General features: G+C 71.9%; 11 protein-coding genes. 8 read left to right on the top strand and 3 right to left on the bottom strand.

What is annotated here, in order from left to right; translation table 11 throughout:
- Positions 1-36: 36 nt before the first annotated feature.
- Positions 37-576 (top strand): DUF4232 domain-containing protein, encoded by a 540-nt coding sequence (locus tag Scani_RS31240; RefSeq protein ID WP_159481112.1) that lies wholly within the window; start codon positions 37-39, stop codon positions 574-576.
- A gap of 6 nt (positions 577-582) precedes the next feature.
- On the opposite strand, the gene Scani_RS31235 is transcribed toward Scani_RS31240, so the two are convergent.
- On the bottom strand, positions 583-903 hold the full coding sequence (locus tag Scani_RS31235; RefSeq protein ID WP_159481111.1) for a DUF397 domain-containing protein: 321 nt from the start codon (positions 901-903) through the stop codon (positions 583-585).
- Positions 900-1,685 carry a helix-turn-helix domain-containing protein gene (locus tag Scani_RS31230; RefSeq protein ID WP_159481110.1) on the bottom strand — a complete coding sequence of 262 codons (786 nt, stop codon included), beginning with the start codon at positions 1,683-1,685 and terminating at the stop codon, positions 900-902. The genes Scani_RS31235 and Scani_RS31230 overlap by 4 nt, the downstream gene beginning before the upstream one ends.
- Positions 1,686-1,997: 312 nt before the next feature.
- Between Scani_RS31230 and Scani_RS31225 the strand changes: the two genes are divergently transcribed.
- A complete protein-coding gene (locus tag Scani_RS31225; protein WP_159481109.1) occupies positions 1,998-3,473 on the top strand; it encodes a nitrate/nitrite transporter in 1,476 nt (491 codons plus the stop codon).
- A 256-nt stretch (positions 3,474-3,729) separates the two neighbouring features.
- Positions 3,730-4,920 (top strand): uroporphyrinogen-III synthase, encoded by a 1,191-nt coding sequence (locus Scani_RS31220; RefSeq protein ID WP_159481108.1) that lies wholly within the window; start codon positions 3,730-3,732, stop codon positions 4,918-4,920.
- Positions 4,921-5,044: 124 nt separating this feature from the next.
- Here the strand turns inward: Scani_RS31220 and Scani_RS31215 are convergent, their stop codons facing one another.
- Complete coding sequence (locus tag Scani_RS31215) at positions 5,045-5,821, bottom strand: class I SAM-dependent methyltransferase (RefSeq protein WP_159481107.1); 777 nt, start codon at positions 5,819-5,821, stop codon at positions 5,045-5,047.
- 235 nt (positions 5,822-6,056) lie between these two features.
- Here Scani_RS31215 and Scani_RS31210 point away from each other — a divergent pair, with 235 nt between their 5' ends.
- The 5 genes from Scani_RS31210 (at position 6,057) to Scani_RS31190 (ending at position 12,691) form a co-directional block, all read left to right on the top strand.
- Positions 6,057-6,701: a CGNR zinc finger domain-containing protein gene (locus Scani_RS31210; RefSeq protein WP_159481106.1), complete on the top strand. Its 645-nt coding sequence runs from the start codon at positions 6,057-6,059 to the stop codon at positions 6,699-6,701.
- Positions 6,702-6,802: 101 nt separating this feature from the next.
- On the top strand, positions 6,803-7,342 hold the full coding sequence (locus Scani_RS31205; protein WP_088797889.1) for a sigma-70 family RNA polymerase sigma factor: 540 nt from the start codon (positions 6,803-6,805) through the stop codon (positions 7,340-7,342).
- On the top strand, positions 7,339-8,082 hold the full coding sequence (locus Scani_RS31200; RefSeq protein ID WP_159481105.1) for a zf-HC2 domain-containing protein: 744 nt from the start codon (positions 7,339-7,341) through the stop codon (positions 8,080-8,082). Before Scani_RS31205 ends, Scani_RS31200 begins: the two co-directional genes overlap by 4 nt.
- 221 nt (positions 8,083-8,303) lie before the next feature.
- Positions 8,304-10,811, top strand: a complete 2,508-nt coding sequence (locus Scani_RS31195) for a HelD family protein (RefSeq protein ID WP_159481104.1) — start codon at positions 8,304-8,306, stop codon at positions 10,809-10,811.
- Between the two features lie 446 nt (positions 10,812-11,257).
- Positions 11,258-12,691, top strand: coding sequence for an NAD-dependent malic enzyme (locus Scani_RS31190; protein WP_159481103.1), 1,434 nt, complete (start codon positions 11,258-11,260; stop codon positions 12,689-12,691).
- The last annotated feature ends 214 nt before the right edge of the window (positions 12,692-12,905 follow it).

Below are 12,905 nucleotides of genomic sequence, written 5' to 3'. Positions count from 1 at the left end.
ACGGCAAGGAACTCTGCGCAACGAACAGGGGGAGCCGTGCGACGGCGTTCACTTCTCGCGGTGGCGGCGGCCACGCTGACCTTGACCGCTGTGACGGGCCTGGCCCTGACCGGCTGCGGCTCGGCGCGGATGGCGGCGCTGCACGCCAACTGCACGACCAAGGGCCTGCGCTGGAAGCTCACCGTCCTGAAGAAGAAGCCGCACAGCGCGCAGCGCGAGGCCCGGCTCTCCATCGCCAACAAGGGCGCGGGCCCCTGTGTGTTCCACGGCTTCCCGGCCTTCGAGGTCCACCTCGGCAAGGGGCCCGAGTCGGATGCCGTAGGGCACGGCAAGCCCCTGCCGATAGACCTGGGGCGCGGCGGGACCGTCACGGCCGCCCTGCGCTACCAGGACTGCCCCACAAGCACCCCGCCGAACGCCGCCATGGTCACCAATGACCTCGCCGTGGTGTCCGCGCCGCGCGACTACCCCGGCAGGCAGGCGGTCGTGGCCCGGGACGAGAAGGGCAAGCGCCTGCGGATGACCCTCTGCGCGGACCGGATATGGATGGGCCCGCCGCGCGAGGCGGCCGAGTAGCCCCGGTTACGGGGCCGTTGTGGCGGCAGCGGTACCCGCGGCGTACGAGGCGAACGAGGCCCAGGCACCCGGCGAGAAGTCGAGGTGCGGGCCCTGGGGGTCCTTGGAGTCGCGGACGTGGATGGTGGTGGGGTGGGTGGCCACCTCTACGCAGTTGCCGCCTTGCTCGCTGCTGTGGCTGGACTTGCGCCAGGTGTAGGCGACTTCGAGGCAGTTGCCGCCCTCTTCGGTGCTGTAGCTGGACTTGCGCCAGTCGTACGCCACTTCGAGGCAGGCGCCGCCCTCATCGCCGCTGTAGCTCGACTTGAACCATGTCAGGTGGGTCATCGCTCTCCTAGCAGCCGGTCCAGCAGGCCCATCGTTTCGGAGTCGCTGAGAGCCTGCATTCGCAGCATTCCATACTTCTGAACCAGCGCACTGACCTCATCAGGGTCGGCAATCAGTTGACTGCCACGGTGCGACTCGGTGTATGCCAACTGCTCGTGGTCAGGTGTTTCGAGGATGACGAACGGGCCCGAGATCCCGGCGTGACTTTCGCGGCCCAAGGGGAGAACTTGAAGCGAAACACCAGGCTGATCTGCGCATTCCCGCAAATGCTGGATCTGCCGACGCATGACGCCGCCACCCCCTAGGCGGCCGAGCAGGATTGCCTCGAAGAGGATGAAGCTGGCACACATGGGCTGCTTGCGGCGCAGCACCGTCTGGCGCTCGGTGCGGGCGGCCACGCGCTGTTCGGTCTCCTCCTCTCCGAGCGGCAACACCGTGCAGCGAAATGTGGCTCGCGCGTACTCCTCGGTCTGCAACAGCCCTGGGACGACCACGGTTTCGTACGTGGAGAGGGCGAGAGCCTCCCGCTCGTGCGCCATGAAGTCCTCCGCCCAGATCGGATACTTCTCCTTCGGCGGTAGCTTCCTCACTCCTGCCGCCAGGGCGCCGCCCGTGCGCAGAAGTTGATCGAACTCGGATGCCAGATGCGGCATCAGGGCCCGCCTGCCCTGCTCGATCGAGGCGATGGTCTCCTCGGAGGCGGTGGTCCGCTCGCTGAGGCTGCGCTGGGTGAGGCCCGCATTGATGCGGAACAACGCCAGCTGTGCGCCGATGACTTCCATCGCTGCGGAGTGTCGGTTCTTGGGCTTGCTTCGCGGCTGCATGGCGTTCCACTCCCCGTACTTCGACGCCGGTGACCGTATGCGCACCCGTACTCACCAGGAGTACGGGCCGCCTGGCGCGGCAGCATAGTGACGCAGCGCGACCGGCGCCGCGGGAATGCGCGGACCACCGCCCGCACGGGCGGCCCGGCTCCTCACCCGCGTCCGCCGTACCCCGTGAGCGCAAGGTTTCGTACGTGTCACCGGGCGGCACGGCATGGAAACCCGCCCTCCCTAGCGTCGGTGCCCAGGACCTGACCCCTGGGAGGCGCGATGACGGCCGCGGCAGCAGATACCCGCAGTGACGAACCCGAGGACACCCCTGCCGGCAGCCGTACCGAGGGCCGTGCGAGGAGGGGCGGCCGGTGGATCGAGCACTGGGACCCGGAGGACGAGGGCTTCTGGCGGGAGACGGGGGAGCGGATCGCGCGGCGGAACCTCGCCTTCTCGGTGCTCTCCGAGCACATCGGGTTCTCCATCTGGAGCCTGTGGTCGGTGATGGTGCTCTTCATGGGGCCGGAGTACGGGATCGATCCGGCCGGGAAGTTCTTCCTGGTGGCGATGCCGACGCTGGTGGGCGGGGTGCTGCGGGTGCCGTACACCTTCGCGGTGGCGCGGTTCGGCGGGCGCAACTGGACGGTGCTCAGCGCGACGATGCTGCTGGTGCCGACCGCGGTGGCGGCGGTGGTGATGGAGCCGGGCACCTCGTACACCACGTTCTTGCTGGTCGCGGCGGTGGCGGGGGTCGGCGGCGGGAACTTCGCCTCGTCGATGACCAACATCAACGCGTTCTATCCGCTGCGGAAGAAGGGGTGGGCGCTGGGGCTGAACGCGGGCGGCGGCAACATCGGGGTGCCGGTGATCCAGTTGCTGGGGCTGCTGGTGATCGGGACGGCGGGGGCCGCGCATCCGCGGATCGTGCTGGCCGTCTACGTGCCGCTGATCGTGCTCGCGGCGGTGCTCGCGGCGCTGTTCATGGACAACCTCGCGCCGGTGACCAACGACACCGGAGCGGCCCTCGACGCGGCCAGGGAGCCGCACACCTGGGTGATGTCGCTGCTGTACATCGGCACGTTCGGGTCGTTCATCGGCTACAGCTTCGCCTTCGGCCTGGTGCTGCAGAACCAGTTCGCGCGCACGCCCCTGCAGGCCGCGTCGCTGACGTTCATCGGGCCGCTGCTGGGTTCGCTGGTGCGGCCGGTCGGCGGGCGGCTGGCGGACCGGTTCGGCGGGGCGCGGATCACGCTGGGGAACTTCGTGGCGATGGGCCTGGCCACCGGAGTGGTGATCTACGCGTCGGGGACGCGGTCGCTGCCGGTGTTCCTCGTCGGGTTCATCGCGCTGTTCGTGCTGACGGGGCTCGGCAACGGCTCCACGTACAAGATGATCCCGGGGATCTTCCAGGCCCAGGCGCTGCGGCGGGGGCTCGTGGGGGAGGCGGCCGCGGTATACGGACGGCGGCTGTCGGGGGCGGCGATGGGGCTGATCGGGGCGGTGGGGGCGCTCGGCGGGCTCGCCATCAACCTGGCCTTCCGGCAGTCGTTCCTGGTGGCCGGGTCGGGCACGCCGGCGTTCGTGTCGTTCCTGGTCTGGTACGTGGTGTGCGGCGCGGTGACCTGGGGCGTCTACCTGCGTCCTGCGGTGCGCGGGCGGCGCCGTTCGCAGGCGTCGGACGAGGCGGACGGGTCGGACGGTGTGGAGGCGGCGGCCGTGGACGGGGAGCGGGGGCCGGTGTACGCGGAGGTGTGAGCGGTGGGGCGGGCGCGCGGGCGGTGGGGCGAGGGGAACCGGCCGCCGTGCCCGCCCCACCCGGGAGCCCCGGGCCCGTGGCGTACCGGGCGTACGGCGTAGCCGGGGGCGCTCCGTCGTAACCGCGGGGAAATACTGGAGGACCGGGACCGTCACGTGCCGTTGGCACCGTGGGTACCTGGCACTCCGTGCCGCCCGAGCCGCGGCGGTACGGCAGCACACGGCAGTACACCACTCTGGGCGGAGCGGGACGACCATGCACGATCAGCAGCAGGAGCAGGACGAGCGGGAGCACACGGCACCGGAACCGGAGGCGACCGTGCGGCCGCTGGACGGGTTCACCGTCGGGGTGACCGCGGCCCGGCGGGCGGAGGAGCTGGGCGCCCTGCTGGAGAGGCGCGGCGCGCAGGTGACGCATGCGCCCGCGCTGCGCATCGTCCCGCTGCCGGACGACACCGAACTGCTCGCGGTGACCCGGGACCTGATCGACCGGGCGCCCGACGTCGTCGTGGCCACCACCGCCATCGGCTTCCGCGGCTGGGTCGAGGCCGCGGAGGGCTGGGGGCTGGGCGAGGCGCTGCTGGACCGGCTGGCCGGGGTGGAGCTGCTGGCGCGCGGGCCCAAGGTGCGCGGTGCGATCCGGGCCGCCGGGCTGACCGAGAAGTGGTCGCCGGCCTCCGAGTCGATGGCCGAGGTGCTGGACCGGCTGCTGGAAGAGGGCGTCTCCGGGCGCCGGGTGGCCCTGCAACTGCACGGGGAGCCGCTGCCGGGCTTCGTCGAGGCGTTGCGGGCCGGGGGTGCGGAGGTGGTCGGTGTCCCCGTGTACCGGTGGATGCCGCCGGAGGACATCGGTCCGGTCGACCGGCTGCTGGACGCGGTGGCCTCGCACTCCGTGGACGCGGTGACCTTCACCAGCGCGCCGGCGGCCGCCTCGCTGCTGCGCCGGGCCCAGGAGCGCGGGATCCGTGCGGAGGTGCTGGCGGCGCTGCGGCAGGAGGTGCTGTCGGTGTGCGTGGGACCGGTGACCGCGCTGCCGCTCCAGGCGGAGGACATCCCCACGCTCCAGCCGGAGCGTTTCCGGCTCGGGCCGCTGGTGCAGTTGCTGTGCCGTGAACTCCCGGGCCGGGTGCGGCCGTTGCCGGTGGCCGGGCGGCAGCTGGAGATCCGCGGGCACGCCGTCGTGGTGGACGGTGCGCTGCGGCCGGTGCCGCCGGCCGGGATGGCGCTGCTGCGTGCGCTGGCGCGGCGCCCCGGCTGGGTGGTCTCCCGTGCGGACCTGTTGCGCGCGCTGCCGGGGGCGGGCCGGGACGAGCATGCGGTGGAGACCGCGATGGCCCGGCTGCGGGGGGCACTGGGCGCGCCGAAGCTGATCCAGACGGTCGTCAAGCGCGGCTACCGGCTGTCGCTCGACCCGCATGCGGACACGGACAAGTACAGCGGGGAGTAGCGGACTCCCGGCGGTTTCGCAGTGGCCTCCCGGCGGCTTTGTGCGGTGCCGGGGCGGCCCTCGCCGCCGCTCCCTCCGCCGCGCGCTGCCGGTGCCGTCCTGCGCGGTGCGCCGCCCGGACCGCCTATGCCGGGTTGTTCACCCGGATCTTGGACTGGCCGTGCGGCCGGGTCTCCCAGTCCTCCATGAAGCGCGCCTCCAGGCCGTGCTTCTGGGCCAGGCGCAGCAGGGTCTCGGTCCGGTAGTAGAAGTCCTCGCGCAGCACCTGGTGTTCGGTGCCCTCGGTGCGGTCGAAGGTGAAGTCGAAGAAGCCGCCGGGCGCCAGGATCCGGCCGACGTGGGCGAGGCATTCGTCGATGACGCCGAGGGGCGAGTGCGAGAAGACGCTGTGCGCGTGGACGATGTCGAAGTGGCCGGACGGCAGGAAGTCCAGCGTCAGGTTCTGGGTGATCGTCAGGTGCGGCAGCTTGTCCTGGAGCTCGTAGGTCGTCAGGGTCTGCTTCGCGGATATCAGGATGTCCGGCGAGATGTCGATGCCGTAGTAGTTGCCGCAGTCCAGGTGCGCGATGAAGCGCCAGCCGGCGCGCAGGTTGCCGCAGCCGATGTCCAGCATCCGGTGGCCGGGCTTCAGGCCGTGTCCGGTCAGGTAGTCGAACTGCATCTCGCCCAGCGCCAGCCACCGTTCATGGCTGCGGCTGCCGACCGCGGCCTCCGGATTGCGGCCGGCGTCGGAGGCCATCACCGCCCGGTAGTACGCGACATGGTCGGGGTGCTTGAGGCGGAGCCACGTGTCGCGGGCGGTGCGCTTGACGTACGGGGCGATCCGGGCCGGGTTGCGGACCGCGTAACCGATCTTGTGGGTCAGTCCGGCACGGTTCGTGAGCAGGGCATTGCGCGACATGGAGACCTTCGTCCTGGAGGGGCAAGGAGCGCTGCGGCATGCGGCGGGCCGGGGCGCGCGGGCTCACCGGCCGCCTCGCCGCGGACTATACATGAGATGTATACGCGAAGTGTCTACGTGCTGTGTGTACGTGCGACTCCGCCGCGGAGTGGCCGCTTCCGGAGGGTTCCGGCGGGCCCATGGGCCGGGGCACTCTGGGAGCACACACGTTTGGTCCCTAAGGAGTGACAGGCACATGGCGGCGCCTTGCGACCTGCGGTTCGACTGCGGGCGGATCTGCCTGGACCTCGCGGCCACGTCGGGCGGCGACGCCCCGGCCGAACGGCTCACCGGCCCCGACCAGTTGCGGGCCTGGCTGGTCGGAGCGGGGCTAGTGCCGCGCGGCACCCCGCTGGACGGTGTCGACGGCGGCTGGGTCGGCCGCTTCCGCGCCCTGCGCGAGCTGCTGCGCCGCGTGGTGCACGAGGAGCTGCGGGGCCGGGCGGCCGACGCCGATCTGGCGCTGCTGAACTCCGCGGCCGCGTCCGGGCAGCCGCCCGCCCTGTGCGCGGTCCGCACCGCCGACGGCGCGCTGGCCGGCGCGCTGCCCGTTCCGCCCGACTGCGCCGGGCTGCTGGCCGTCGTGGCCCGCGACGCGATCGGGCTGCTGACCGACGCGGTGACGCGGGAGCAGCTGCGGGAGTGCGCGGGCGAGAGCTGCACGCTGGTGTATCTGGACACCTCGCGCGGCCGGCGCCGCCGTTGGTGCTCCAGCGAGGTGTGCGGCAACCGGGAGCGGGTGGCCCGGCACCGGCGGCGGACGACGGTGCGCAGGGGGCAGGTCGGAAGCCCTGGTCAGGGCATGGTGAGCAGCGGAGAAAAATTTTCGGCCGAACTCTGAGTAACCCGCCCGTCCCGTCCGTACTCCTCACCGCAAGTCCGATTCATGGCAGGGTCCCCCGGCGATCTTGGGCGATCTGGGCTATCGACCCGGGAGTTGGAGTGCGTAAGGATGCCGTCGTGGCAGACAGGACGACACCTGACGAGGAGCTCATGCGAGCCCTCTATGACGATCACGCGGGCCCGCTTCTCGCCTTCGTCCTGCGATTGGTGGCGGGCGACCGGCACCGCGCGGAGGACGTGGTGCAGGAGACGCTGGTGCGCGCCTGGCGCAACGCCGACCAGTTGCAACGGGCGACCGGCTCGATACGACCCTGGCTGGTGACCGTCGCACGGCGGATCGTGATCGACGGGCACCGCAGTCGCAAGGCGCGGCCCCAAGAGGTCGATCCGACCCCTCTGGAGACGATGCCGGCCGCCGATGTCATCGACCGGGCGTTGCGCATGATGACGATCTCGGAGGCGCTGAGCGACCTGAGCCAGGCCCATCGGGAGGCCCTCGTCGAGACGTATTTCAAGGAACGTACGGTCAACGAGGCAGCGGAGGTGCTGCGCGTACCGGCCGGGACCGTGCGGTCCCGGGTGTTCTACGCGCTGCGCTCCCTGAGACTCTCGCTCGAGGAACGAGGAGTGACGGAGTGAACCCGCCCACGGAGCCGGACCGGCACACCGACGTCGGCGCGTATGCGCTGGGCGTCCTGGACGGTGCCGACGCCGACCGGTTCGAGGCGCATCTCGTCGGCTGTCACCGGTGTGCGGCCGAACTCGAGGACCTGATGGGCCTGTCGCCGGTACTGGCCGAGTTCAAACAGACCGCCCCCACCCCGGAGACGATCACGGCGACCCCGGGACCGCGGCTGCTGGACGGACTGCTCGACGAGGTCGCCGTCACCCGGCGCGGCCGCGCCCGCCGACGGCTGTTCCTGGTCGCCGCGGCCGCCGTGCTGATCGTCGGCGGGCCGCTCGCCGCCCTGCAGCTGAAGCCCGACGGCTCCGACGAGAAGGCGGCACCGCCGCTGGCGAACGCGGTCCGGGCCCAGTACGCGGCGGGCGAGAAGGTGAGCTCGGTCGACCCGGACACCAAGGTCTCGGCAGGCGTGTCCATGGCGGCCCGCCCCTGGGGCACCCAGGTCGTCCTGGAACTCGCCAACGTCAAGGGGCCGCTCACCTGCGGCCTGGTCGCCGTCGGCAAGGACGGCAAGCGGCAGACCGTGACCACCTGGGCGGTCCCCGAGGGCGGCTACGGCATCCCGGGCGGCGCCGCGAAGTGGAACCGCGAGCCCCTGTACGCGGCGGGCGGCGCGGGCTTCAACCGCGGCGACATCGACCACTTCGAGGTGACCACGACGGACGGCAAGCGGCTGGCGAAGGTGAACGCCTGAGAGGCGCGGGCGGGCACCCCGAGCCGGGTACGGCACGGGGCGCCCGTCAAGCACCGCCATGCCGTCGATCGGCAATCCCCTCGACCGGGTCACGCCCGACGTAAAGGCTTGAGTCGACATCCGACCAAACTCGCCCGATTTTGTCCCTTTCACCAGGTGCGCGCGGTGCCTGGTTCGCGTACGGTTGACGGCTGCCCTACGCACAGCAGAAGGGGGCCTGGGTGGCCGCGCACAACGCCACGCACGCACCGGATCACGCTTCGGATTCCGTACGCGACCGTGAGATCGAATCCGAGCAGACGCATCTGGACCGCGTCTACCGGCGCCTCGAGGAGAAGATCCACGAGGCAGAGTTCCTGATGGACGACGCCGCCAAGCGCGGCCAGGTCGGCACGCCCGGCGCGCTCGCCGAACGCGACGCCCAGGTCTTCCAGGCCGGAGTCCATCTCCACCGCCTGAATTCCGAGTACGAGGACTTCCTCTTCGGCCGGATCGACCTGCTCCTCGGCAAGGACGGCAAGAAGGGCCCGGACGGCGCCTTCACCTCCGTCGAGCCCGCCGACGGTGCGATCGAGGACAACCGCGCCACGATCGCCGAGACGCTGCACATCGGCCGTCTCGGCGTCCTCGACGCGGACTACTCGCCGCTGGTCATCGACTGGCGGGCGCCGGCCGCCGCGCCCTTCTACCGGGCCACGCCGGTCGCCCCCGGGCGGGTCGTGCGCCGGCGGGTGATCCGCTCCAAGGGCCGTAGGGTCCTCGGCGTCGAGGACGATCTGATGCGCCCGGAGGTCACCGCGACGCTGGACGGCCAGGAGCTGCCGGCGATCGGCGACGGTGCGCTGATGGCCGCGCTGGGCCGGGCCCGCAGCCACACCATGCGGGACATCGTCGCCTCCATCCAGGCCGAGCAGGACATGGTCATCCGGGCCCCCGCCGCCTCCGTCACCGAGGTCGAGGGCGGCCCCGGCACGGGCAAGACCGCGGTCGCGCTGCACCGCGCCGCCTACCTCCTCTACCAGGACCGGCGCCGCTACGCGGGCGGCATCCTGATCGTCTCCCCGACACCGCTGCTGGTCGCCTACACCGAGGGCGTGCTGCCCTCCCTCGGCGAGGAGGGCCAGGTCGCCATCCGGGCGCTCGGCTCGCTGGTGGACGGCGCCGAGGCCACCGCGTACGACCCGCCCGCGGTGGCCCGTATCAAGGGCTCGTCGCGGATGCAGAAGCTGCTGCGCAAGGCGGCCCGCGGGGCGCTGGAGCTGGCCGGACCCGCGGCCGCGGCGCCGCAGGAGGCACAGGGGGCCGCGGGCGAGAACGCCCAGCTCTCCCTGGAGGACCTCTTCACCGCGCCCGCCGGGAACGGCGCCGACAACGGGGAACGCCACGGCCGCCGCACCCGCTCCAGACCCTCGCGCCCCGCTCCCTCCGCACCCGCCCGGCTGCGGGTCGTCGCCTTCGGCGGCCGGCTGGAGCTGGACGCCGACGAGCTGCACGCCATCCGGCAGTCCGCGCTCGGCGGCACCGCACCGGTCAACCTGCTGCGCCCGCGGGCCCGCCGGCTGATCCTGGACGCCCTGTGGGCCAAGTCCGGCGCCGCCCGCCGCTACACGGACCCCGAACTCGCCGCCGAGGCCCGCCAGGGCTTCGACGAGGACATCACCACCGAACCCGACTTCCAGGAGTTCCTGGACGCCTGGTGGCCCGAGCTGACCCCGCGCGGGGTGCTCGCCGCGATGGCCGACGAGCGCCTGCTCGGCCGCTGGGCGCGCCGCACCCTCAACCAGCGCGAGGTACGCCAACTGGCCCGCTCCCTGCGGCGCGTGGAGCCGACGGGGCACGGTCCGCTCTCGGTCCACGACGTCGCGCTGCTGGACGAGCTGCAGACCGTCCTCGGCGCCCCGATGCGCCCGCCCCGGCCGCGCGAGGCCGACCCGCTGGACCACCTGACCGGCCTGGAGGAGCTCTCGACGTACACGGAGCGCAACGGCGGCGGCCGCAGCCGGCGCGAACGGCTGGACGAGGAGCGCACCGACTACGCCCACGTCATCGTCGACGAGGCGCAGGACCTGACGCCCATGCAGTGGCGGATGGTCGGCCGCCGCGGCCGGCACGCCACCTGGACGGTCGTCGGCGACCCCGCGCAGTCCTCGTGGTCCGACCCGGACGAGGCCGCCGTCGCACGCGACGAGGCGCTCGGCACCCGCCCGCGCCGCCGCTTCACGCTCACCGTGAACTACCGCAACCCCGCGGAGATCGCCGAACTGGCGGCCAAGGTGCTGGCGCTGGCGATGCCCGGTATGCAGTCGCCGAAGGCGGTCCGCTCCACGGGCCTGGAGCCGCGCTTCGCGCTCGTCGCGGAGGGGGACGGCGGGGCCCCGTCCGCCGACGATGCGGTGCTGGCGCGGGCCACGGTGGCCGAGGCCGAGCGGCTGCTGGGCGAGGTGGACGGCACGGTCGGCGTGGTGGTGGCCATGAACCGCCGCGCGCAGGCCCGCCGTTGGCTGGCCCCGCTGGGCGACCGGGTGGTGGCACTGGGTTCCCTGGAGGCCAAGGGGCTGGAGTACGACGCCACCCTGGTGGTCTCGCCGGCCGAGATCGCCGACGAGTCCCCGGCCGGGCTGCGGGTGCTGTACGTGGCGCTGACCCGGGCCACCCGGCAGCTGACCGTACTGTCGGCCGAACGGGACGAGCCGGACGCGGCCGGAGTCCCCGACCTGCTGCGGGACTGACGGGCGGCGGGCCGCTCCGGCACCCGTACGGCGGGCGCGGCCGGGTGGTGCGCGCCGCCGTACGAGGGGTCTTGAAATCGGCCCCGCGGGACGGGATTCGCTTCCGGGCATGGTTTGTTAGCCTGGGTGACGGCACCGGCCCGATCCAAGCCCCCGGGCCCAACCATCGTCGCTACGAGCGACCACTTGCCGCGAGGCGAGCATGGCGGGTCGGTGTCTCAGCTTCCGAGGGGCCCACGTCACCACGTGACGTGGGCCCCTTTGCTTGGCCGGGTGACTCTCGTATGGTGGAATGCGTTTTCCGAAGTCGATGCCTGCTGGTGAACACAACGTTCGCAATCCGCGGCGGCTACCGCGTACCGAGGGGTAGGTGCGACGATCGGACGGCACAACGCAGTGACACGCCGCGAAACGCAGCGAAACGGTGAAAGCAGAGGAAGTCGGCCATGGCAACGGCGCCCAGCGTCTCCTACTCGATGACGGTCCGGCTGGAGGTGCCCGCGAGCGGAACCGCGGTCTCCCAGCTCACCACGGCCGTCGAGTCCCACGGAGGCTCGGTCACCGGCCTCGACGTGACCGCGTCCGGACATGAAAAGCTCCGGATCGACGTCACCATCGCGGCGAGCTCCACGGCGCACGCGGACGAGATCGTCTCCCAGCTGCGCACCATCGAGGGCGTCTCCCTGGGCAAGGTCTCCGACCGTACGTTCCTGATGCACCTCGGCGGCAAGATCGAGATGTCGTCGAAGCACCCCATCCGCAACCGCGACGACCTCTCGATGATCTACACCCCCGGCGTCGCCCGCGTCTGCCAGGCCATCGCCGACAACCCCGAGGACGCCCGCCGGCTGACCATCAAGCGCAACAGCGTCGCGGTCGTCACCGACGGCTCCGCCGTCCTCGGACTCGGCAACATCGGCCCCAAGGCCGCCCTGCCCGTCATGGAGGGCAAGGCGGCCCTCTTCAAGCGCTTCGCCGGCATCGACGCCTGGCCGCTGTGCCTGGACACCCAGGACACCGACGCCATCGTGGAGATCGTCAAGGCCATCGCCCCCGGCTTCGCGGGCATCAACCTGGAGGACATCTCCGCCCCCCGCTGCTTCGAGATCGAGGCACGGCTGCGCGAGGCCCTGGACATCCCGGTCTTCCACGATGACCAGCACGGCACCGCCATCGTGGTGCTCGCCGCGCTCACCAACGCGCTGCGCGTCGTCGGCAAGAAGGTCGAGAACGTCCGGGTCGTGATGTCCGGCGCCGGCGCGGCCGGCACCGCCATCCTCAAGCTGCTGCTGGCCGCCGGCGTCCAGCACGCCGTCGTCGCCGACATCCACGGTGTGGTGCACGCCGGCCGTACGGACCTGGTCGACGCCGACCCGGACTCGCCGCTGCGCTGGATCGCCGACAACACCAACCCCGAGGGCGTCACCGGCACCCTCAAGGAGGCCGTGGTCGGCGCGGACGTCTTCATCGGCGTCTCCGCACCCAACGTCCTGGACGGCGACGACGTCTCGAAGATGGCCGAGGGCGCGATCGTGTTCGCACTCGCCAACCCCGACCCGGAGGTCGACCCGGCCATCGCCCGGCAGACCTCCGCCGTCGTGGCCACCGGCCGCTCCGACTTCCCGAACCAGATCAACAACGTCCTGGTGTTCCCCGGAGTCTTCCGCGGCCTGCTGGACGCCCACTCCCGTACGGTGAACACCGAGATGATGCTGGCCGCGGCCGGTGCCCTCGCGGACGTCGTCCTGGAGGACGAGGTCAACCCGAACTACATCATCCCCAGCGTCTTCAACGAGAAGGTCGCGGGCGCGGTGGCCGGTGCGGTCCGGGAAGCGGCCAAGAGCGGCGACCCGGCTGTGACGGCCACCACGACGGTCTGAGTACGGCGCGTCGCTGGACACGCCGTCGTTGGGGCCCCCATAGGGTGGCGGGCAGCAAGCGACCGCCGCCCTGTGGGGCCGGCCCGGAGCGGGAATGATACGGAGCGTCACCACTACGAGGCAGTGGCGCTTTTCGTGTGACCCTCCTGGGTGCCGGATTGGCTTTACCGCCGCAGGTGGGGGCAGGATGCGTAATCGGGCGCGAGGGTCTGGC

The organism is Streptomyces caniferus (genome assembly GCF_009811555.1).
GTDB lineage: Bacteria > Actinomycetota > Actinomycetes > Streptomycetales > Streptomycetaceae > Streptomyces > Streptomyces caniferus.
The sequence above is the reverse complement of the archived record's forward strand: the minus strand, read 5'-3'. Positions and strand labels throughout refer to the sequence as shown.